The organism is Bartonella sp. AA86SXKL (genome assembly GCF_042196885.1).
On the sequence record NZ_JBHIRE010000001.1, the window covers coordinates 162,544 to 186,326 of the forward strand.

Genomic DNA, 23,783 nt, shown 5'->3' on the forward strand with positions numbered 1-23,783 from the left:
TTTATGCAACAAAGCCAAATACAAAAGGTGGTAGATGATTTACTAAAAAATTATCCGAAAAAATTTGATCTTTCTTTAGAGCGTATTATTCACCTTTTAGAGCGTCTTGGTAATCCACATTTAAAACTTGCCCCTATTATTCACATCGCTGGAACAAATGGCAAAGGATCTGCCTCAGCAATTTGCCGTGCTCTTTTAGAAAGTGCAGGATACTGCGTTCATGTCTATAGCTCACCTCATCTCGTCAACTGGAATGAACGCTGCCGGATAGGTCAAAAAGGAGGTGGTCAACTTGTTACAGAAAACCAATTGGCTGAGACAATCCGTGAAATTATAAAAGTAAATCGTCAAGAGCCGATTACTATTTTTGAAATTTTTACAGCCGCTGCCTTTATGCTGTTTAGTACACATCCAGCTGATGTTGTCATTTTAGAAGTTGGGTTGGGAGGACGTTTTGATGCTACCAATGTCATTAACAAACCAGCTGTATCGCTTATTATGCCCATCGATTATGATCATGAGAACTTTCTTGGAAACACAATTGCTCAAATCGCTTTTCAAAAGGGGGGAATTATCAAACCAAACGTTCCAGTAGTTATCGGGAAGCAAAATTATGAAGAAACTCTTGCTACTTTAATACCCCTTGCCGATAAAAATAAAGCACCTTATTCTCTATTTGATCAAGATTATCAAAGTTATAAAGAACATGGACGTATGGTTTTTCAAAACAATCAAGGTCTCATGGATCTTCCCCTTCCTAACCTTATTGGAGGCCACCAAATTGCCAATGCTGGCGCATCTCTTGAAGCAGTCTATCAAGCGGGCTTTCAACTTTCAGAACAAGCCATAAATGATGCTTTGAAAAATATCTATTGGCCCGCACGGATGCAACATCTTATCCAAGGACATTTGGTTGATCAACTGTCTCCTAATATTGATTTATGGTTAGACGGTGGTCACAATCCTGCTGCTGGAAAAGTTATTGCAGCAGAACTTACACAATGGAGAAAAAAAACAGATCGTCCTATTATTATGATTGCTGGCATGCTCAATACCAAAGATGCTGTCGGTTATTTTCGTTCCTTAGCGAACCTTGTCGATAAAATATATACGATACCGCTAATTAACAATAATGCCAGTATCTCTCCAATAAAATTAGCTGAATCAGCGCAAAAAGCAGGAATCTTTGCTACTCCACAAGCACATCTACAAGATGCTTTGCATAAGATTAGAGCCGAATATAAAGAGGCAATTGTCCTTATTAGTGGTTCCCTTTATCTTGCGGGCGATATTTTACGTGACAATAAAACACCTCCATGCTAGAAATTGATTATTTTAAAGCTTTGAAAGATAGACTTTTTAATCATGCAACTTGATTGTGCACTTTATCAACATCCTAAACTTATTACTGTTTTTGGCGGATCTGGTTTTGTAGGACGACATGTCGTTGAAACTTTGACTAAGCGGGGATATCGCGTTCGTATCGCTGTTCGTTATCCACAAAAAGCTTATTACATGCTCCAAATAGGAGAAGTAGGACAAACCCAAATGCTTAAAACGGATATCAAGCATCGTGCCTCTGTTGCACGCGCGTTGCTTGGAGCTGATGCGGCAGTGTTTTTACCTGGTAGCTTAAAACAAGCAAATCAATCGAATTTTAAAAACACACAAATTGATGGTGCTTACAATGTTGCTGAATTAACAGCACAAGCTGCTATTCCGCTCATCTATATGTCAGCACTTGTGGCTAACGAGAATGCTTCATGTCTTTATGCACGTGTTAAGTTTATGGGTGAACAAATCGTTCATAACAAGCATCCTCAAGCAATTATTATCCGTCCATCCGTTATCTTTGGACCAGAGGATTGTTTCTTTAACACCTTAGCAGATTTGTCACGTTTTTTACCAATTATGCCTCTTTTTGGGGGTGGGCAAAGCAAATTGCAACCCGTGTATGTTGGTGACGTTGCTGAGTTTATCGCGCGCGCTTTAGATGGACAGGTTGCTTGGGGAAAAAATTATGATCTTGGTGGTCCCCAGATTATCACCTTTCAAAATACTCTTGAAAATATACTCAAAATTATTCACCGTAAAAAAACAATCCTATCCATACCTCTTTCTGCTGGTCTATTGATTGGAGGAATTTTGGGAACTATCGGTAAATTGCCTTTTGTACCAACACTTGTAACAGCCAATCAGATACGTTTTTTGCAAATGGATAACATTGTTTCTAAAGAGGCTATAGAGAATGGATATACTCTAGAAGGTGCGGGAATTACCCCCAGAGCAATGGCTGCATTCTTGCCAAGTTATCTTTGGCGATTTCGTCCACATGGTCAATTTTCCCAAAACTTACACGTCTAGAATAAATTTTTCCAAAACTGAGTTATTATTTGATTTATAATTTATAACTCGTTGTTAGCGATTCTGAAATCAGAATGCTCAATAGAGTAATGTTTTTGCGTTTTAAATGCTCTATTCAGTATCACAAAAAATGTTTAATCGTATACCTATAGTATTTTGATAAAAATCGTTGAAAACAGGAGAAAAGCACTTCTTATAAACTGTCTTTATCCAAGAGCAGATGCAACATTGGAATCCTAAAGAACCGATTCTGAATTGCCTATTCATAAATATGATAACCTATGACTTTGCATTATATTATTTTGGTAGAAAGCTTAATAATGAGATTAAAGTAATTCTTCCTTTTTCAACAACCGCATAAGTGAGTAGAATACGAGTATAATACTTTCGATATTATCCCATAAAAAATCGATATAAAAACTGTGAAGCAATGCACAATTTTTATTATTTAAAAGGTATTCTCTTTGGAGATTTTTAAAAGCTTTAAAGTTACGTGAAAAGGATAGAGTTTTGTTTATATAATAAGACTTATCATGAAGATCTCTTATTCTATCAGTAACATCATTATTCAGATTCATAAATGCATATTTGTTGCACAAATTTATGGAGATTTTAAAAGAGCTTTTTCACATAAAGAAGTCCTCTTCTTGTCTTGCATTTTTTTTTAATTTCTCCTACCGTCTTGGAAAAACTTATTTTAAAGGAATAAAGAATGGCAGCTCAAGATTTTGTTGTCAAAGATATTGCACTTGCCGCTTATGGTCGTAAAGAACTTGATATTGCTGAAACTGAGATGCCTGGTTTGATGGCTTGTCGTAAGGAGTTTTCCTCTAATCAACCTTTGCGCGGAGCGCGTATTTCTGGCTCATTGCACATGACAATTCAAACAGCTGTTTTAATTGAAACATTAAAAGCGATTGGCGCCGATATACGGTGGAGCTCTAGCAATATTTTTTCTACGCAAGACCATGCAGCAGCAGCTATCGCCGCAACTGGTATTCCTGTATTCGCCGTTAAGGGTGAAACATTGGAAGAATATTGGACTTATATAGATGCAATTTTCCAATGGCCAGATGGTAATCCTTCCAATCTTATTTTAGATGATGGCGCTGATGCCACAAACTATATTTTAATGGGAAGTCGTGCAGAACAAAATAAAGATATCCTATCGCATCCAAAAACAGAAGAAGAAGAAATTTTTTTCAAACAAATACAAAAGCGTATGGATGCAACGCCAGGATTTTTTACACGACAGCGCGCAGCAATTAAAGGTGTAAGCGAAGAAACCACAACAGGTGTAAACCGTCTTTATCAGTTACAAAAAGAAGGGCTTTTGCCTTTTCCTGCTATTAATGTCAATGATAGCGTCACTAAATCAAAGTTTGATAATAAATATGGATGTAAAGAATCATTGGTCGATGGTATTCGACGTGGAACAGACGTGATGATCGCTGGTAAAACTGCCATTGTCTGTGGTTATGGTGACGTAGGAAAAGGTTCAGCAGCATCTCTTTCTGGTGCTGGGGCTCGTGTTAAAGTAACAGAAATTGATCCTATTTGCGCTCTTCAAGCAGCTATGGATGGCTATGAAGTTGTTAATTTGGATGATGCTGCTTCCAGTGCTGATATTATCATCACGACAACAGGCAATAAAGATGTTGTTCGTTTAGACCATATGCGACAAGTAAAGGATATGTGTATTCTTGGAAATATTGGTCATTTTGATAACGAAATCCAAGTCGCAGCCCTTAGAAATTTGCCATGGACAAATATTAAACCACAAGTTGATATGATCACCTTTCCCGATGGAAAACGCATCATTTTGCTCTCTGAAGGGCGTTTGTTAAACCTCGGGAATGCGACTGGGCATCCCTCTTTTGTCATGTCAGCCTCGTTTACTAATCAAGTTTTAGCGCAAATTGAACTTTTTACCCGTGCAGAACACTATACAAATGAAGTCACTGTTTTGCCTAAACATCTTGATGAAAAAGTTGCACGTCTACATCTTGATCGGTTAGGAATAAAATTAAGTGTTTTATCAGAAGAACAAGCCGCCTATATTGGAGTCACACCACAAGGACCTTATAAACCAAACCATTACCGTTACTAAACATTTCCTTGGGTTAAAAAAGGGAAAGATATCGTGCGCAGCTTTGGTGACTATAACCCCAAAGAAAAAGCTCAAAAAATGATTCGAATCTATGCGTATATATTTTGCCTTTTTTTCTTTTTTTCTCCAACATGCGCTGTTGCTCAGTCATTGGAAGGTTATTTACCATTTTTCTTCACTTTGCCGAATGGTCCATGGCTGCTTTTAGCGCTGTGTGGAGGAATTTCTTGTGCTTCACTTCTCACGTGCCTAGCTGTTATTATGCGTGCAAAAAAAACTGCACAGAAGACTTTGAAGATAATTCAGGCAAATTTTTCTGAAAAACTTAAATATTATGAATGGCTTCTGGAAGAAACCGAGCAATTCCTTCTTATTTGGGAAAATCCAACAACCTTACCCCGTGTCGTTGGTGCCCTTTCTGCATTGCAAAAAATAGGAATCGACCAGAAAGATTTTCAGCGTTTTGAGCTCTGGGTTGAAGAAAATTCTCTTCGAGAACTTGATTATGCATTGACTCAACTACGTTGTAAATGTCACCCTTTTGATCTTTCTATCACCACCACAAACAATGTATTGCTGCAAGTTACAGGAGTCATCGCAGGAACAGTCGCTATTGCTCGTTTTCAAGATATCTCAAAACAACAGAGTGAAAATGCTCGTTTACAGAAAGATATCGCCCGCCTTCTTACTGAACTGAGAATGCAGCGTAATCTTCTTGATCTTATTCAAGAGCCCGTATGGATAAAAGATTGTGAAGGAAAAGTTTGTTTTATCAATCGCGCCTTTAGAGAAATGACAGATTTTCGTGAAGGCAGTGATGAAGTGGGGGATCTTTTCAATGAAAATACACAACGCAAAACAAATGAAACAGAAACAATTTTTCAAGAACATGTTCACACAGTTATTGATGGAGAACGACATCGTTTTCATCTCACACGTATTACAACAGCCGAAGGGATGGCAGCTTTTGCGCGTGATGACAGCGCATATGAAAATATTGCTCATGAATTAAGTTATGTCCTTCAAAGCCATTGTGAAACACTTGACCAAATTTCAACAGCTGTAGCTATTTTTGATACAAACCAAAAATTAAAATTCTGTAATCATGCTTTTAAAATTTTATGGCCGTTGGAGACTTCCTTTTTAGAAAGTGAACCAAGCCATACATTATTTCTTGAACGTCTACGTGAAAAAGGGCTCATTGCTGCACACCCCGATTGGCGCGCATGGAAAGAAGAACTTTTTAAAGCCTATCGACAAACAGAATCGAACCAACAAATTTGGAATCTTCCAGATGGGCGTACGGTGCGTGTTATCTCGAACCCTCATCCACAAGGAGGTGTCACTTGGCTTTACGAAAACCTTACAGAAAAAATTGATCTTGAACGCCGTTATAATACACTTATTAAAATACAAGGTGAAACACTTGATAAACTTTCCGAAGGCGTGGTTGTTTTTGGTACTGATGGACGCCTTCGTTTATCGAATCCTGCCTTGTCGAAATTGTGGTCTCTTCCTTATAATTTACTGGTAGAAGGGACCCATATTACACAGTTACAAAGCCATTGTTCAGCCTTAACCTTAGGACAAGAATGGGATCAATTTACCAAATTCATTACCGGTTTTGCTGAAAAACGTGAAACATTTTCAGGTCGTATAGATCTTAAAAATGATATGATTATTGACTATACTCTGGTCCCTCTTCCTAATGGACAAACGATGCTTACTTTTGTGAATGTTACGGACACTGTCCATGTTGCGCGTGCTCTTCAAGAAAAAAATGAAGCATTAGAAAGTGCTGATCGTTTGCGTAATGAATTTGTCCAACATGTTTCTTATGAATTACGCACACCTCTCACCAATATTATTGGATTTTCCGATATTTTACGTGATCAAATTTTCGGCTCTATCAATGAACGTCAACAAGAATATCTTGAACACATTCATTCAGAATCAGGAACTCTTTTAAATATTGTTAACGATATTCTTGATCTTGCTACCCTTGATGCAGGCATTATGGAGTTGGACATAAAATCGGTTAACATTGCCGATGCTATGATACAAGCAGTAGCACGTGTAGAAGATCGCCTTAATGGACGTCATATTACGCTTTTACAACAAATTTCTCCTTCCTTAAATTCTATTTCTGCTGATGAAAAGCGCTTGCATCAAATTTTTGTGAATGTACTGAGTAATGCTATTAATTTTGCAACGGAGGCGAGTACTATTGAATTTTGCGTCGATGAACAAGATGATAACATTGTCTTTAGCGTTCACAATCAGGGCTCTGACATTCCAGAAGACATCCTTGATCGTATTTTTAAACGTTTTTCTTCCCATTCACACCATGGTGGGCGTGCGGGAGCGGGTCTTGGCCTTTCCCTTGTAAAAAGTTTCGTTGAACTACACGGTGGACATGTTGAAATTCTTACCGGTTCTGGAAAAGGAACAACAGTTAAATGTTTTTTCCCACTCTCCAAAGGAGATAAGATTTTTTAATTTTAACCTTTATGATAACAAAAATTTTTCATCCATTTCATGGAACTTTTAATGAATTTTAGTTTTTTTCTTGAAAATGAAGAGGCAACAAAGCTTTTTGCACAAAATTTAGCTCTTTCTTTAAAGCCAGGAGATCTTGTGACGCTGCAAGGGGATCTTGGAACTGGAAAGTCAACCATTGCACGTACAATCATTCAAACACTTGCGAACAATAACACTATGGATGTTCCAAGCCCTACTTTTACTCTTGTGCAAAGCTATCAACTTCCAAAGTTTGAAATTATTCATGCTGATCTTTATCGCCTTTCTATGGCAGAAGAAATTGATGAATTAGGGCTTCATGAAGCTCGTGAGAAAAATATTTTACTTGTTGAATGGCCAGAAAGAAATACAGCTCTTTTAGAGCTTGCCACTTTTGCAGTCACCTTACACTATAAAGAACATGGGCGTCATGTAACAGTTAGATCAGCGCAACATTCCATTGAATGTTTGCAACAGTCTTTCGCAATTCGTACATTTTAAAAAAACATGAACATCATCATTTTTTAATTTGATAATACCTCAATACTACCTATGAAATCTGAGATGATGGACAACATAAAGAAGGCTTCATGGAGGTACCAACCATGGAAGATGAAACGAAATGCTGACTCTTTCATATAACAATGACATAAATTGCAAAGGACAGCCGTTAATTTATAGGAATTCATCAATTTATTTTAGAGAATCTGATACCTACAATTTTGATTCTAGAGAATAGTATAAGAGAATTTTAAATTGAAGTGGTAACCCTTTAGAAGAGCATTATATAACCTGTAGTGAATTGCTTGTTTCTTTCTGCTTAAAAATTGTGAGCTTCAGAAAAGTAATTTGCAAAGTTTTTGCTTAAAATCTCCTTTTATGTGTTGAAAACACTATCTATCTCAATAGTCTTATCTAAGAAGAAATACCTTTATGAAATTATCATTCACCTAATATTTTTAACGCGCCTATAAGGAAAGAATTGCCTATATTCTTCATACAAAGCAATTTTTTATAAAAAATAGTCAATTGAAACATGCATAAGAGCATGAATTCTTAAATTCATTTAAAATTTTGATTTTTATTGTCTTTTCATTATAATATAATGCAAAAAAGAATATTTTAAAAAAGTCAAAAGGAGAGACAAAATTTCTCTCCTTTATAGTGATTATATGTGGAATTAACTAAGCCCATCTTTTATCCATTCAGAAAGACGTCCTTTAGAGGTAGCGCCAACCATATTCGATGAAATATTTCCATTTTTAAACATTAATAATGTAGGGATAGAACGTACTCCGTATTGGGTAGCCAGTTCCGGATTTTCATCAATATTTACCTTAGCAATTTTAACTTGATTTTGCATTTCTATTGAAATTTCATCCAAAATTGGAGCAATCACTTTGCAAGGGCCACACCATTCTGCCCAAAAATCAACCACAACAGGGGTGGAAGAGGTTAGAACTTCACTTTCGAAATTGTCCTTATCAACTTTTATACACGTCATTTATTTATCCTTTTATATTCACTTTTTATAGATTGGTATAATAACAATTCATATCAAGTTATTGCAAAGATAAATTATTAAAGGACTTTTTTACACCAGGGATTGTGCGTTGTGTTTGTTTGAGCGATTTTATGAAAGTAAATAAAATGTAAAAATGCTTTGTAAGGAAAAGAGTAACTTATAAGGCAACTTCACTAAGAAATGCCTCAAGTTTTTCTGGAGGAAGTTTAAAAATTTTGGCTTCTTTACTGTAGATAAGCAGAGCCTGGATATCTTTATCGGGATGAATAGCTTGCAACAATTTTTGGTAAAGGGCCATTTGCAACCAGTGATGGGAAGCAATAGCAGCTTCATTTTCTGGTGGAGTTCCGGTTTTAAAATCGGCAAAGATAATGCTGTTTTGCTTGATGTAGAGACGGTCAATTTGACCAGAGATTGCTTGTTCTTTTCCACGAATTTTCACAATACCCATTAAGGAGACCTCAGCACGTGAATGCTCAGAGAAAAGGGGTTTGAGATAAACATGATCTAATATTTTCCAAATATGGCAAAGAGCATCTTCTCTTTGGCTCTCATGCCAATGAGAGGCTTTGATATTGAGATAGTTTCGAGCATAATCTCGACGTTTTTGTGGGGGACAATCGGGCAAATATTGTAACAATCGGTGAACGAGATTACCATATTCAATGGAAAAAGCTCTGTTTGTGTTCATGGCTCCTAAAACAGGTGAAGTGGTAAGCTGTTTTGGACTTGAGGACAGCTCTGTATCAGCTTCAATGGAAAGGCTCGCCACTGACGGTTTTAACGGTTTTGGTAACACTGGTTCTGCTGGTACTTTATGAGAGAAAAAAGCAGGCAAAGGTGGTAAGGTTTGGCATTCAGCGGAAGGAACTTTTGAGTTTATAGAAGCAGAAGAAGCAGGTGTAATGCAATAACGCCAAGCTGCAATATCTTCCGAAGAATCTTTTATAGCAAGGGCATGCGGTTCGAGGGCTTTTTTTACGAGTTGTAACCATGTATGAGATGGCGTTTTCGGACCTTTATACCCACAAATAAACAAGCGATCTTCAGCGCGTGTCATTCCTACATAAAGAAGACGCCTATATTCTTCTTCTGCACGCTCTTTTAAATATGAAATTGCTTGTTTAGAGAGTTTTGTATCAAACTTTTCATTGGGATGCCAAATAAAGGCTTGTTTTCCGTTCCATTGTGCATTGTTTAAAGGAACTTTAAGCAAGTGAGGCGCATGCTGAGGATGCCAAATCGCACTACCAGGATCGACTAAAAACACAACAGCAGCCTCTAGTCCTTTTGCAGCATGAACAGTCATGATACGAATTTCTTCATTACTTTGTTCAAATTCACGTTTAATTTCTGGTTCGCTTGCACTTAATGTTTCTAAAAAAGCTTGTAATCCTGGTAATCCTGTTTTTTGAATAGTGAGCGTATAATCCATAAAAGCATCGAGCACATCATTTGCTTCAGATCCTAAACGAGACAGAATTTTTTGTCGTCCCTTATCATTGTTCAGAATATAGCTATAGAATTCAAAAACTGGTATTTTATCCACTAAAGCGCGATAATGGTTTAGCTTTTCAAAAGCATCTTTAAAAGATACCTGCGATGATATATGCGCGCACAGACTTTGCCAAAGAGAGCCGGTGCGGTGTACGGCAAGCTGATAGAGTTCCTCTTCACTAAGAGCAAAAAGTGGGCTTTTTAAAACACAAGCAAGAGAAAGATCATCTTGTGGCTGCAAAATAAAACGCGCAAGCGCCATTAAATCACGGATACTAATATGTTTGGTAAGCTGTAAACGATCAGCCCCTGCTACGGGAATATTACGGTGTTTAAGAGCACGGGAAAGAGCTGAGACAAATTGATCACGTTTACGGACCAAGATCATAATATCACTTGCACGTATTAAGCGTCCTTTTGCTGGAAGCATTTCGCCTTTTTGTAACCAGTCGGCAATCGTTTCAGCAATTTTTTCTGCTAAACGAACTTCAGGTGTATCTAAATGATTAACAGTTGTATGCCAATCTTGAGGAAAGTCACTCGTTTCTTTGGAAATGGCATCCCATATAACAACTTCACCGGGACTGTGAATACGGATAGCTTCATGCACCGTTTTTGTATTTTCTGCCGAAAGCCCTTTATAGTTTTCTGGTGTTTCAAAAACAAGATCAACACTTTTAAGAACATCTGCTGTAGAGCGAAAAGAATAATGCAGTTGTATTTTTTCAAATTGTTGATTTGTTTGTTGCACTTTTTTTTGAATAATTCGTCCATTTGCAGCAAAATTTTCTGGAGCAGCGCCTTGAAAAGAATAAATAGATTGCTTTTCATCTCCAACAGCAAAAAGAGTCCGTATGTTTGTTCGTTGGCTATACCCTGAAAAAAATTCCTGTGCCAACAGTTGAATAATTTGCCATTGCTCAGGGTTGGTGTCTTGTGCTTCATCAAGTAGAATATGATCAAGTCCCTGATCAAGTTTATAGTGCACCCATTGGCTTGCACCTTTGCGCTGTAACAAATGAAGTGTACGCTCAATAAGGTCATCAAAGTCTAAGAAGCCATTGGACTTTTTTAGATTCTTATAAATTTTGAGATAAATAGTACAGAGTTGAAAAGCAGCCATATTGAGGGTGGCAACCTTTGCGCATTGATATTTTTCTAAAAGAACAGAAAGCTTGTTTTGTTTATCTTCAAGCATTTGTTGAATAAAAGGCCAAATTTCGTCTGATTTTTTATGAGATAAATGTGAAAAATTACGCGGCTCACCTTTTGTTGTAAAATAAACATCAGAAATAAGATTGAGAATATTTGTCTCATCATGCACCTTTTCTAATTGGGAAAGTTTTGCCACCATATCCTTAAAGCTTTGATTACCATTGGTTTCACAATGCTTAAGAGCATAAAGAGGAAGGCGCGCTGTTTGTTTAATTTGTTCCAGAAGATATTGATTTGTTTCATTGGGCGCTAAGTTAAAAAGCGCGCGCAATTTTTCTTCTCCATTTTCAGATAAAAGAGAAGATAAAAAATCAGACAATTTATGTTGCTTTTCAACTGCCTCATAGAGCAATTGGTTAAAAGTATGTTCGCTAATAACTTGAAGTAACTGTTGCAAAGCAGGTTGTACATCACGACGAGCTAAAAGTTGACGACGAGATTCTTGTCGTAATTTTTTTCGACTGATATCATCGGGAAGTTCAAAATGCCCTGCAATATTGGCTTCTAACATAAATTGATGCAAGAGAGATTCACAAAAAGCATGAATCGTTTGGATTTTTAAGCCACCAGGCGTTTCGAGGGCACGCGCAAAGAGTTGCCGTGCATAAGTTAATTTTTGCGCATTAACAGTTTTTTTTTCAAACCGTGTTAAGGTTTCTTGCAGCTGTGCATCATCGAGCTCATTCCAACTGGAAAGCGTGCGAAAAATTCGTGATTGCATAACAGCAGCAGCAGCTCTTGTATAAGTAAGGCATAAAATACGTGCTGGAGGCGTACCGTTTAAAAGCAAACGGATAACACGTTCACTTAAAACGTGGGTTTTTCCAGATCCAGCATTTGCAGAAACCCACACGTTTTTTTGGGGATGTGTTGCTGTTGCTTGTGCATCAAGAGCGGCTTCAGGAATAGAAAAAAACGTCATGATTACTCTTCTTTATGAAAACCACTTGACCATTCCCACAACCGAGCCAAATGGTCGTAGTCACCTTCATATCGTTTTGACATGGGGACAGCATGTGAGAGATAGCCTTGTTGTGGATTTTGATAATAAATTATGAGTGCGATAAGATTTTCCCATGCATTTTCAGCAAGATCAACAGCACTTAGATAAGTTTTTCCGTCTTTTTTCTTTAAAAGAATTGATTGGGATTTAATTTCACCTTTTTTGTTAAGGGGAATGTAAAATAAATTTGAAGGTGTAAAATCTTGAAAATCTGGGAAGCCCCCTTGTATGAGTAAAGCTGTTTCTAAAGCCAATTGCGGAAATAATAATTCACGAACTTGTTTTGATAAAGGAGGCGTTCCGGTTTTGAAATCTAGAATTTCAACCGTTTTATCTGGCAAAACATCAAGACGATCAGCACGTCCTGAAAGGGTTACCCCTGTTGTTCCTATAGGGATTTTTTGTGATACCACTTCCGAATATCGCTCTCGCAGTCCTAAACTTTGTTCCCATTGAATAAAGCGTGGAGCAAGATTTTCAAAACTATTCCACCAAATTACTTCAATATCGGGTGGAAAGTTGAATTTATCAAATTCTTTACGTCCAATAGAAAGCAGTACGTTGAGTGCATTTGCATCATTTGGATTTTTCATTTGTGTACAAAAAGCCGCAAGAATAGCGTGATAAAGTGTTCCACGTTCTGAAGCGCTAGGATCATGAATAAGTTCTTTAAGTGGTTTGAGCCTTAAGATTTTTTTGGCATAAATAGCATAGGGATCATATCGCAATGTTTCTATTTCAGTGACTGAAAAATGGCGCGGGCGTATATCAAGAGGTGGAGAAGGGCAAGGACGTTCCACCTCAGAAGTTATGCTTGTATGATCAAGTATCTTTGCCCAATGGCGTAGTATTTCACCTCGTTCACGGATTTGTTCCCAAACCTGTTTTCCTACAACTGTTTCCATGCGTTGTAGCCAGCGTGAAGGAATGGAAGGCGTATGATTAACGCGCAATGCGCGACTCATCACCACTTTATCCATTCCCATTGCCCATTGAAAATCATGCGCAGAAAGACCAATACGCTGCTCTGGTGGTTCCAGAGTTAACATCATTTTCATCGGTCGCGATAAAAAAGCATCATTTCGGGTTGATATCGGCCATGACCCTTCATTAAGACCGCCGATGACCACTGTATCAACCGTTTGCAAACGCGATTCCAAAGTACCCCAGATGAATAAACGTGGATGTCCTCCAGGCGAAGGTGCGACGGAACGAGTTGCTATTATAGCAGAAAACATAGCAGGCCATTCACAAAGATGAAATGTTAATCCTGATTGATCACTGACCAATTCACGTAAAAACTTTGATAGGGCTTGTCCTGCTTCGTGTTGATAAAGATGTGCAAGAGAATTATCCTCATTGCGACCAAAATTTTCAAAAACTTCAACAGTTGCTATCGCAGCTTCGTTGATGGTGCATTCTTTCTCTTGTTTCATAAGAGATGTTAAAGGTTCAACAGCTGTCCTCAAAAGATGACAAAGGAAACGTGCTTCTTCACATTTCTGCTGATCAAGGGTGTCGATTTCAGAACTATTATGAAAGTATGTTTCAATCCATTTTTCAAGAAATTGATCACACTCGCAAAGATTGATGCGCCCTGTATTCCCTCGAAGAACAAAAAGTTCAAAATTTTCTGCCATTTCCCGTAAACGATGACGATTTTGTTGGAGTGTTGTAAGGGGATGTTTAAGAAGAGAAAGAAAAGCAATGGGATCATCAGGTTGCAATACATTTTCTAAGATAAGTCGTAAGAGAGTTACAGGCAATGTTTGGGCAAGTGGTATTCCCCCTGAATCATTTGCTTCAATTCCAAATCGTTGTAATTCCACGGCAACACGGCGTGCTAAATTACGGTCATTTGTAATAAGAGCTGCGGTTTTTTGGGGTTCTTCAATAGCTTTGCGTAAAGCAACAGCAATAGCGAGAGCTTCTTCACGTTCATTGATAGCTTCAATAAATGACCAGTCTGCACAAAGAGCCTCATAATCGTTACGGACAATTTGTATCCATTTATCTGTCGTAGAAGCTGGTCGAAGTGCCTCTGATAAAAGAGCCATTCGTCTTTTCTTTGTGCTACTTTGTTGGCCAATTTCGCAAACATGATGACGTTGACACTCCATGAGAGAAAGAAGTTTTTTTAAATGATATTGAGGATGGCTAAAAACATTTTCTGCTGGATCAAAAAAATCGCAAGCTGTTTTTTCTTTATTGCTTGTGCTTAATGCATTCCATTGTTCTTCATCCATATAGAGATCAAGACCAGGAAGAACAACAGCCCCTTTGGGCAGAGAAGCTATAACCTTTAAAAGATGAGAAACTGCGGGCATAGAACCCGACACACCAGCTGCAATGATCGGTTTATCAGGCAGCATACGTCGTAAAGCCTCTGCATGCATTGTGAGTGCTTGATTACGCCATTCAACGGGATTGCTTCGTTGTCTTTCTTTCAAGATTTTGGGCCAATTTTGTGTAACAATAGTCAGAAAGTCAAGCGTTATTTGCCACCATTCAGCGACCATATCAGGTGCAATATCTTTAAGTTTCGACCAATCTGCTCCTTCTGTTTCAATTTCATCCATCAAATGCGCTAAATCCTGAGCAAACCAAATTGCATCAGCACTATGAGCCGGAATAAGCACATCTTCTGTACCAAACATGGCACGCAGATGCGCAGGTAAATTTTCACGCCATGGACGAATAAGGCGCGCTAAAAGCAGTAAGCGTTCACTTTTTCCAATGGGTGGATTCAGAGTGCTGGTATGATTTTCAACAAAAAGGAAACTGTCTTCATCGACATCTCCTAGAGCACGAATAGTTGGCAAAAAGGTTGATTGTGTATTACTTCTTTCAACAAAAGCTAAACGCAAAGCGCGCGCAGCACGACGTGTCGGAACATAAATAAGGCTATCAGCAAGAGCAGTTTGAATATCTCCATTGGGAGCAAAATTATCAATAAGGCTACCAGAGAGCAGTGCATCAACAAAGTGAGGCAAAAAATCCGTTCCAGAAGATATAGAAAAGACACGTGGTTTATAAGTCATATGATCTCATATTGGGAATAACAAATTTCATCTTATTGATTATTTGCTTTATTTTGACTGTATACAATTTTCATACAAGAAAAAACTGAAAAGCTCTATTTATACAGGAGATTTTTAACTGACATTCAAAATACTTAAATATATGAGCTTGTCTTAAGCTATTGTGAAAAAATATATCAAAATTTTAAAAGACGTTACAATTACAAATATATTATAACTTATTGAATATTATAAATAAATTTACCGTATTCTTTATACAGTGCAATTTGAAAGTGTTCTTTACATACTCCTTTTGTTTTCAGAAAAAATAACAATATTCAGATCCCCAACTCAATATGAAAAATCATTACCAACCAAATTGTTACATAAAAAATTCTTCTTTACATTACAAGCTTACTTGATAATCTTTAAAAGTAGAAAATTTTATCTTAGGAGCTCTTTCTGCTTCATAATTTAATGAAAAATGGTTCTCCGCTAAAAAAACTGGATCACCTTCTAAATCATACGCAATAGCAGAGCGGTGATTGCTGAGAAACTTTTGCAACTCATCTTTGCTCTGCGCTGAAATCCAACGGCATAAATTAAAGCGCGCAGACTCAAAATTCACTGGCAAAGAATATTCTATTTTTAATCGTTCTTTTAAGACATCAATTTGCAAAGCACCAATAACACCAATGAGAGAAGGCGACCCATCATCAGGAATAAACAATTGTACAACCCCTTCTTCAGCCATTTGTTGCAAAGCTTCTTTGAGCTTTTTTGCTTTCATTGGATCGCCTAAACAAACACGACGCAAAATCTCTGGTGCAAAATTTGGTACTCCCTTAAAGAGGATATCTTCTCCTTCAGTCAAAGTATCGCCGATACGCAATGTTCCATGATTAGGGATTCCTACGATATCACCAGCATAGGCTTGATCAGCAATTTGGCGCGAACGCGCAAAGAAAAATTGTGGAGCCGAAAGTGTCATCGGTTTTCCTGTTCGGACCAACTTTGTTTTCATACCACGTTCAAGTGTTCCCGAACATACCCGAAAAAATGCAATACGATCACGATGATTAGGATCCATATTCGCTTGAATTTTAAAAACAAATCCCGTCATTTTAGGTTCAGTTGCTATGATATTGCGCTGATCTGCACTTTGATCACGAGGACTTTGACCAAAATCAATAAGTGCATTGATCAAATCACGAACACCAAAATTTCGTAAAGCTGAACCAAAATAAACCGGAGTCATATGACCTTCACGGAAAGCTTGAAGATCAAAATTCTTGCAAACACTTTGAGCAAGTTCTACCCCTTCAATAAAAGTGGAACGTTGATATTCAGGGAGTAAATGGAAAATCTCTCTGGGATTTGAAACTATTTGCTGTGTTATCTCATCATCTTTTTGACGAAACCGATTATGATGAAGGTCATAGGTACCAACAAAATCTTTACCCGTCCCAATGGGCCATGTTATAGGGGCGGTATCAAGAGCAAGCTTTTCTTCAATTTCATCTAAAAGCTCTATAGGATCACGTGCCTCACGATCCATTTTATTGATAAAAGTAACAATAGGAATATCCCGCATCCGACATACTTCAAACAGTTTTAGTGTTCTAGGCTCAATCCCGCGGGCCCCATCCAATACCATGATAGCACTATCAACAGCTGTAAGCGTGCGATAAGTATCGTCTGCAAAATCTTCATGGCCTGGGGTATCTAGGAGATTAAAAATATGATTTTCATATTCAAACGTCATCACCGAAGTCACAACGGAAATACCACGATCACGCTCAATATTCATCCAATCAGAACGGGTTTGAATACGATCTTTTTTGGCTTTTACTTCTCCTGCAAGTTGAATAGCACCACCAAACAATAAAAGCTTTTCTGTTAATGTTGTTTTCCCCGCATCTGGGTGAGCAATAATTGCAAATGTACGGCGTCGCTTTACTTCCTGCACTCTTCGTTCCATTATTCCTCCATAGGTCGTGCAAGTGTTTCAGCAATCAGTGCACGCATTTCATTAATCCCATAAAGCGCTATAAATGATCCCCATCGTGGACCTCGCTCTTGTCCAAGAAGAACTTCATACAACATTTGAAAAAAAACATTGGAAACACCAGGCCCACCTTCAGGGCTTTTTTTGCTATGATCTTGATAGCGTTCCGTTAACCGTGCAACATCAAGAAGCATATTTTGTAATATGTTGCCATCAACAGTTTCAGGTAAATGAGCTAATTTTTCATCAATTTGTGCTAATGTTGCTCGTTCGCTATCATCTGGTATACGAAATTTCTTGTTTGGTTTAACAAAAACATCAAAATATTTAATGGCAAACTTCACCAATTGATCAAGTTCTGGATAAGTTTGTGCATTTGCTCCTTTAGCGTAACGAGAAATAAAACCCCAAAGAACTTCTGCATTCTCCGCATTTGAAGCACTTACCAAATTTAAAAGCATCGCAAAGGATACAGGCAAATCAACCTGCGGTGGACAACCATTATGAATATGCCATACAGGATTACTAAGCCGTTCTTGCCAACTTTGACGACCATAAGCAGAAAGATGAGCATAATATTCATCCACAGCTTTAGGAATAACATCAAAATAAAGCCTTTTTGCTGTTTTAGGTTTTGAAAACATATAAAGTCCTAAACTCTCTGTTGGGGCATAAGTAAGCCATTCATCAATGGTTAAGCCATTTCCCTTGGATTTGGAAATTTTCTGCCCTTTCTCATCTAAAAAGAGCTCATAGTTGAATCCTTCTGGGGGCTTTCCACCTAATACTTTACAAATTTTAGAAGAAAGATTTGTGGAATCGATAAGGTCTTTTCCGGCCATTTCATAATCAATGCTAAGTGCTGTCCAACGCATTGCCCAATCTACCTTCCACTGACACTTAACTTTGCCCCCAATAACCTCTGTTTCTATGGTTTCTCCTGTTTCAGGTTCAATATAAGTGACAGTCCCTTTTTCAACATTACGCGCAATCATCGGTACCTGTAATACTTTTCCAGAAAAGGGAGAAATCGGTAGAAAGAGTGAATAGGTCGCTTGCCGTTCTTCACCTAATGTTGGTAAAATAATTGCCATAACCTTGTCATAACAAGCAAGGATTTTTAAAAGTGTTTCATCAAAACGACCGGAATTGTAATAATCCGTAGCACTTGCAAATTCATAATCAAAACCAAAACGATCAAGGAAAGCCCGTAACCGCGCATTATTTGCCGCTCCAAAAGAAGGATAATCATCTCCAAAAGGGTCGGGTACACGGCTCAACGGTTGACCAAGATAATGTTCCATCCTCTCGCGATCAGGCACATTCTCAGGAACCTTGCGCAAACCATCCATATCATCAGAAAAACAAAGTAATTTTGTTTTTACTTTATTCTCCGTGAGAATATGAAATGCATGACGCACCATGGTTGTACGTGCAACTTCCCCAAAAGTTCCAATATGCGGTAAACCAGAAGGGCCATAACCTGTTTCAAATATCACACTGTCTGGATAACCCGTTTTTTCATACCGTTTGATAATCTTACGTGCTTCTTCAAACGGCCAAGTTCTCGATTGAGAAGCTGCATCTTTTAATTCAGGCGTAAGGTTGAGGGTATCACACTGATCACGCATCATTATTATTTATCCTAAAAATTACACTCTTTCAAAATAGGGTGTATGGTTCTTGAATTTATTCGTCAATAATAGCAAGCAAAAAGATGAAAATTTCTTTATACTCTTAAGCCACAATACAAAAACCGCCCTCGTTATAAACATATTCTGTTCTGATAAAAATCAAAAACATTCAATATTATAAAGCAAAATTGACTTGTTTTGATTATCGAAGCCTTCATTGCTATTATTATCATGGGTTTTGCTTATTATATTTATTAGCGCAAAAGATAAGCTTCTAGTATTGAACGAAAGAACGGTAAAAACCAACAGAAAAAATGCTTAAACTAGGCATTTCATACAAAAGCACTGCACCTACTTTACACTTGTCACCGTAACTTTCTATTTCTTTTCTTTATCACCTTGATGATGCATTGCTAATGTACGCAAACGTAGAGCATTTAATTTAATAAAACCAGTTGCATCTCTTTGATCATAAACACCTTGATCATCCTCGAAAGTTACTAACTCACTGGAATAAAGTGATTTCTTACTTTGGCGCCCTTCAATAATTACATTCCCCTTATAAAGCTTTAACGTGACTTCACCTTCAACATGTTCTTGAGATAAATCAATAGCTGCCTGCAACATCTTACGTTCCGGCGAAAACCAAAATCCATAATAAATGAGTTCTGCATAACGTGGCATCAACTCATCTTTTAAATGAGCTGCGCCACTATCTAACGTTAAAGATTCTATAGCTCTGTGAGCCGTCAAAAGAATGGTTCCACCTGGTGTTTCATAAATACCCCGCGATTTCATACCCACAAAGCGATTTTCTACCAAATCTAACCGACCAATACCATTATCGCGCCCGTAACGATTTAATTCTGCAAGTAAAGTTGCAGGAGATAAATTTTTTCCATTGATTGAAACAGCATCGCCTTTTTTAAAGCCAAGAGTAATTCTGGTTGCTTGATCTGGAGCATCTTCCGGCGAAAGAGTACGCATATGGACATATTCAGGAGCAGGAAGTGCTGGATCTTCTAAAATCTTTCCTTCTGATGAAGAATGCAATAAATTTGCATCCACTGAAAAAGGCGCTTCACCTTGCTTATCCTTTTCTACAGGAATTTGATGAATACGAGCAAATTCAAAGAGATCTGTCCGACTCTTAAAATCCCAATCACGCCATGGAGCAATAATCTTTATATCAGGATTAAGCGCATAAGCGGAAAGCTCAAAGCGTACCTGATCATTGCCTTTTCCTGTTGCTCCATGAGCAATGGCATCTGCCCCTGTTTCCTCAGCAATTTCAATAAGGCGTTTTGAAATAAGTGGACGTGCAATTGATGTTCCTAAAAGATAAGTCCCCTCATAAACGGTATTGGCTCGAAACATCGGAAACACAAAATCACGCACAAATTCTTCGCGCAAATCTTCAATGTAGATCTCTTTAACACCTAGCATTTCAGCTTTACAACGAGCAAGTTCTAGCTCTTCCCCCTGCCCCAAATCTGCTGTAAAAGTTACAACTTCAACACCTAGCGCACTTTGCAACCATTTAAGAATAATTGACGTATCCAATCCACCTGAATAAGCCAAAACAACTTTTCTAATATTTTGCCACCTTTTCATTTTAACGTTCTATATGAGCTACTTTTTTATTTCTACCCAAAAATCGAAACGATGCAAAAAATATAAAAATAAATTCTTTTTAAGCAACATTAAAAAGACGCAAAAAGCGTAAATAAAGGTGCCTCAAAGTATAAATAGTGAACACTGCTTAAAATAAAAGGAGATTTACGTGTCATTTCTACCGGAGTGGTCTATTGTTGTACAATTTGCTTTAGCATCGTTGATTTTAGCACTTATTCCAGGACCAGATATGATGCTTTCTGTAGGACGAACCATTACACAAAGCAAAAAAGCTGGAATTATGTGCGCCTTGGGTAGTGCAACAGGGTTTGCCATTCAGGTTACGGCTGTAGCACTTGGCTTATCAGCGCTTATTTTTGCTGCACCACATACTTTTGTTCTTCTGAAAATTGTTGGCGCCTTTTATCTTTTATGGTTTTCCTTTCAAGCGTTACGGAGAAACCCCAATTTTTCCTTTGAACAGACATCTTCTAAATCTCAAAGCGCTAAACGTAACTATCTTGCTGGTATTGGAATTAATCTTCTCAATCCTAAAGTTATACTCTTTAACGCGACATTCTTACCACAATTTATCAATGCGAATGATCCTATGGCAACACAAAAATTACTCTTTTTAGGACTCTCTTATATTCCTATTTCTTTCCCCATTACAATTGCAATCGTTTTTACAGCGCATAAACTTACCAAAACTCTCAAAAAGAACCCTCTTTATATTCGCTTTCTCGACTGGCTTATTGCTGGTACTTTTACCAGCTTTGCCCTCCATCTCCTTGTGGTTACAAAACATTGATTTATAAATGTAATGTATCGCTTTTAATTTAAATAAAAAAACAAATATTATAAGATTTTTTCATTTCAAACCTGTTTATTTTGAATAAAACAATACCTTTCCTTTGTACATCACAAGAGAAGCTGGAGTTTTCGTATGGATAAAAACTATCTAAGAAAAGAATAAACAAAAGCATGAGCCACTGCACAATCTCCACTTTTTAAAAGATATTACCGTAGATTCTTTTAAAAGACACAAAACCTAATTAATGAGTATGATAATAAGGTAGAAATTAGTTACAATCCTTAAGACTTCATATTCCCTCTAAATTAGGCTTCCTTCTTATTTCAGAGATTATGCAAACAAGACTATAGACAATATCTTACCCCATTTAGCATATAAACGCTGAAACTGTTCGTCTAGCACTTATCCATCTTAGTATCTGTCTCACATATGCCATCGCATGAGGTTTGGATATTAAATTACAAACAAAAAAGCATAGGCCTCGATATAGCTGAAAATTACGTTAACTAATCACCAATGGCATTTTCAAGTCGTAAACGTTCAGATTTACGTAAGCGCTCTGAAGCCGATTTAAGCTGTCCACATGCAGCTAAAATATCGCGTCCACGCGGTATCCGAATAGGAGAAGCATAGCCCGCTTGATTAACGACATCAGCAAAACGCTCGATTTGCTCCCAATCAGAGCACTGATAATTACTCCCTGTCCACGGATTAAAAGGGATTAAATTAATCTTAGCAGGAATCCCTTTCAATAACTGAATCAATCGCTTAGCATCATCTAAACTATCATTGATATCTTTCAGCATAACATATTCAAATGTGATTCGTTTTGCATTGGAAAGACCAGGATAATTACGGCAAGCCTCCATTAGTAAAGCAAGCGGATATTTTTTATTAATGGGAACAAGCATATCCCTTAGTGTATCGTGTACTGCGTGGAGTGAAATTGCTAACATAACACCAATTTCTTCTCCAGTTCGGATAATTCCAGGAACAACTCCACTAGTTGAAAGCGTAATTCGACGTTTTGATAAAGAAAGTCCATCGCCATCAGAGGCAATCAATAAAGCTTTTTTAACAGCTTCAAAATTATAAAGAGGTTCTCCCATTCCCATCATAACAATATTGGTAATTTTTCGTCCTTCAATGGGAACAATTGCTCCATCAGGGGTATTCTTATCAGGAAAATCACCCAAACAATCACGTGCAACCAATAATTGTGCCAAAATTTCTTCTGCGGTCAGATTACGAACAAGCATCTGCGTTCCCGTATGGCAAAAAGAGCAGGTTAACGTACACCCTACTTGCGATGAAAGACATAAAGTACCACGTCCTTCTTCAGGGATATAAACCGTTTCAATTTCAACAGGCCTTCCAGCTCCACGTGCAGGAAAACGTAAGAGCCATTTACGCGTACCATCTTTTGATATTTGTTCTCCAACAATTTCTGGGCGCGCAATGGAGAAATGACACTTAAGTGTTTCTTGCATTGCTTTAGAAATATTCAGCATATCATCAAAATTTGAAACACCACGCACATAAAGCCAATGCCAAAGCTGACGCACACGCATACGCGTTTGATGCTCTGGTACACCAACAGTCTTTAAAGCTTGCATCATTTCATCTTGCGACAAACCAATCAAAGAGAGCTTAGAACTCTCCTTCACGACCACATTATCTGTTTTTCGTACAAAACATGAACCAACTGGTCTAAGGTCATAGGAAATGGCCATTGCTTTCCAATTCACATCACTATTTTAGAGTTATCGAAACCTTAATGGCACTTTTGAACTGCATTTAATGCAGCAGTGACCCCTTTTAAGGAATAAGTATAAGTGGTATGCGTTCCTCGTTTTGATATCGCTTGCACTGTCATATTGCTTCCAGCACGCATAGCAGAAACAAGCTGCTTTTCTAGCTCTGATGACGCCAGCCAAGCTGAGGAATCTTTCGTGAAAAAATCAAAGTCCTTACCTCCAATGGTCACTGTCACTCTCGACCCTTCTTGAAGGGTATAACCAGCCATAAACTGCGGTTCAAACGAAATAGGTGAATGAGAACGCTTGGTAACCAAGAAAAAGTTATCACCATGATTAACTGTCGTTGGAAGAGCCTTCAAAGGTACCGATAACACATAGCAAATCGTATTTTTGGGCGATTTATAAGAATAGGCTCCCCACGCTTCAAATTGATTTAAACGGCTTGGCGTTTGTGCATATGCCACTCCCGCTGTAACAAGAACCATTACAGATGCAGCAATAACAGTCTTTTCAAACATCTTCATTTAGCTCACTTCTTTAGTCTCTAACAAGATTTTCTTCATTAGAAAAATTCAACAAAAACTCCTCGATATTCATGTGTTATTGTCCTAATTCCTTCAATAAGCGAAATATTTTCACACTAATCAAAATAGATTTCTACGTTTCATTGTGACCTTTTAATCGTTACCAAAACATAAA

General features: G+C 37.7%; 14 protein-coding genes. 6 read left to right on the plus strand and 8 right to left on the minus strand.

Going from position 1 to position 23,783, the window contains the following annotated elements; translation table 11 throughout:
- Positions 1-3 precede the first annotated feature (3 nt).
- The 5 genes from ACFIO5_RS00580 (at position 4) to tsaE (ending at position 7,495) form a co-directional block, all read left to right on the plus strand.
- Positions 4-1,323, plus strand: a complete 1,320-nt coding sequence (locus ACFIO5_RS00580; RefSeq protein ID WP_375633661.1) for a bifunctional folylpolyglutamate synthase/dihydrofolate synthase — start codon at positions 4-6, stop codon at positions 1,321-1,323.
- 42 nt (positions 1,324-1,365) lie between these two features.
- On the plus strand, positions 1,366-2,364 hold the full coding sequence (locus ACFIO5_RS00585; protein WP_375633660.1) for a complex I NDUFA9 subunit family protein: 999 nt from the start codon (positions 1,366-1,368) through the stop codon (positions 2,362-2,364).
- A 712-nt stretch (positions 2,365-3,076) separates the two neighbouring features.
- A complete protein-coding gene (gene ahcY, locus ACFIO5_RS00590) occupies positions 3,077-4,474 on the plus strand; it encodes an adenosylhomocysteinase (protein ID WP_375633659.1) in 1,398 nt (465 codons plus the stop codon).
- 33 nt (positions 4,475-4,507) lie between these two features.
- The gene (locus ACFIO5_RS00595) at positions 4,508-6,973 is read left to right on the plus strand and encodes a sensor histidine kinase (RefSeq protein ID WP_375633658.1); all 2,466 of its coding nucleotides are present in this window, start codon (positions 4,508-4,510) and stop codon (positions 6,971-6,973) included.
- A gap of 51 nt (positions 6,974-7,024) precedes the next feature.
- Entirely contained in the window at positions 7,025-7,495 is a 471-nt protein-coding gene (gene tsaE, locus ACFIO5_RS00600) for a tRNA (adenosine(37)-N6)-threonylcarbamoyltransferase complex ATPase subunit type 1 TsaE (RefSeq protein WP_375633657.1), read from the plus strand.
- A gap of 679 nt (positions 7,496-8,174) precedes the next feature.
- On the opposite strand, the gene trxA is transcribed toward tsaE, so the two are convergent.
- The 6 genes from trxA to ACFIO5_RS00630 form a co-directional block, all read right to left on the minus strand.
- Positions 8,175-8,498, minus strand: coding sequence for a thioredoxin (gene trxA, locus ACFIO5_RS00605; protein ID WP_375611361.1), 324 nt, complete (start codon positions 8,496-8,498; stop codon positions 8,175-8,177).
- Positions 8,499-8,676: 178 nt separating this feature from the next.
- Positions 8,677-12,153: a double-strand break repair helicase AddA gene (gene addA, locus ACFIO5_RS00610; RefSeq protein ID WP_375705045.1), complete on the minus strand. Its 3,477-nt coding sequence runs from the start codon at positions 12,151-12,153 to the stop codon at positions 8,677-8,679.
- 2 nt (positions 12,154-12,155) lie between these two features.
- A complete protein-coding gene (gene addB / locus ACFIO5_RS00615; RefSeq protein ID WP_375705046.1) occupies positions 12,156-15,275 on the minus strand; it encodes a double-strand break repair protein AddB in 3,120 nt (1,039 codons plus the stop codon).
- 385 nt (positions 15,276-15,660) lie between these two features.
- Complete coding sequence (locus ACFIO5_RS00620) at positions 15,661-17,235, minus strand: peptide chain release factor 3 (RefSeq protein ID WP_375633653.1); 1,575 nt, start codon at positions 17,233-17,235, stop codon at positions 15,661-15,663.
- Positions 17,235-18,896, minus strand: coding sequence for a lysine--tRNA ligase (locus ACFIO5_RS00625; protein ID WP_375671712.1), 1,662 nt, complete (start codon positions 18,894-18,896; stop codon positions 17,235-17,237). The genes ACFIO5_RS00620 and ACFIO5_RS00625 overlap by 1 nt, the downstream gene beginning before the upstream one ends.
- A gap of 378 nt (positions 18,897-19,274) precedes the next feature.
- Positions 19,275-20,510, minus strand: coding sequence for an argininosuccinate synthase (locus tag ACFIO5_RS00630; RefSeq protein WP_375671711.1), 1,236 nt, complete (start codon positions 20,508-20,510; stop codon positions 19,275-19,277).
- A gap of 169 nt (positions 20,511-20,679) precedes the next feature.
- On the opposite strand from ACFIO5_RS00630, the gene ACFIO5_RS00635 reads away from it, so the two are divergent.
- The gene (locus tag ACFIO5_RS00635) at positions 20,680-21,321 is read left to right on the plus strand and encodes a LysE family translocator (protein ID WP_375617465.1); all 642 of its coding nucleotides are present in this window, start codon (positions 20,680-20,682) and stop codon (positions 21,319-21,321) included.
- A gap of 509 nt (positions 21,322-21,830) precedes the next feature.
- Here the strand turns inward: ACFIO5_RS00635 and rlmN are convergent.
- Positions 21,831-23,057 carry a dual-specificity RNA methyltransferase RlmN gene (rlmN, locus tag ACFIO5_RS00640; RefSeq protein ID WP_375633649.1) on the minus strand — a complete coding sequence of 409 codons (1,227 nt, stop codon included), beginning with the start codon at positions 23,055-23,057 and terminating at the stop codon, positions 21,831-21,833.
- A gap of 41 nt (positions 23,058-23,098) precedes the next feature.
- Positions 23,099-23,602: an invasion associated locus B family protein gene (locus tag ACFIO5_RS00645; protein WP_375633737.1), complete on the minus strand. Its 504-nt coding sequence runs from the start codon at positions 23,600-23,602 to the stop codon at positions 23,099-23,101.
- Between the last annotated feature and the right edge of the window lie 181 nt (positions 23,603-23,783).

Coding starts and splice junctions, on each gene's coding strand:
- ACFIO5_RS00580 (WP_375633661.1), top strand. CDS start 4: ATGCAACAAAGCCAAATACAAAAGGTGGTAGATGATTTACTAAAAAAT.
- ACFIO5_RS00585 (WP_375633660.1), top strand. CDS start 1,366: ATGCAACTTGATTGTGCACTTTATCAACATCCTAAACTTATTACTGTT.
- ahcY (WP_375633659.1), top strand. CDS start 3,077: ATGGCAGCTCAAGATTTTGTTGTCAAAGATATTGCACTTGCCGCTTAT.
- tsaE (WP_375633657.1), top strand. CDS start 7,025: ATGAATTTTAGTTTTTTTCTTGAAAATGAAGAGGCAACAAAGCTTTTT.
- trxA (WP_375611361.1), bottom strand. CDS start 8,498: ATGACGTGTATAAAAGTTGATAAGGACAATTTCGAAAGTGAAGTTCTA.
- addA (WP_375705045.1), bottom strand. CDS start 12,153: ATGACGTTTTTTTCTATTCCTGAAGCCGCTCTTGATGCACAAGCAACA.
- addB (WP_375705046.1), bottom strand. CDS start 15,275: ATGACTTATAAACCACGTGTCTTTTCTATATCTTCTGGAACGGATTTT.
- ACFIO5_RS00620 (WP_375633653.1), bottom strand. CDS start 17,235: ATGGAACGAAGAGTGCAGGAAGTAAAGCGACGCCGTACATTTGCAATT.
- ACFIO5_RS00625 (WP_375671712.1), bottom strand. CDS start 18,896: ATGATGCGTGATCAGTGTGATACCCTCAACCTTACGCCTGAATTAAAA.
- ACFIO5_RS00630 (WP_375671711.1), bottom strand. CDS start 20,510: ATGAAAAGGTGGCAAAATATTAGAAAAGTTGTTTTGGCTTATTCAGGT.
- rlmN (WP_375633649.1), bottom strand. CDS start 23,057: ATGGCCATTTCCTATGACCTTAGACCAGTTGGTTCATGTTTTGTACGA.
- ACFIO5_RS00645 (WP_375633737.1), bottom strand. CDS start 23,602: ATGTTTGAAAAGACTGTTATTGCTGCATCTGTAATGGTTCTTGTTACA.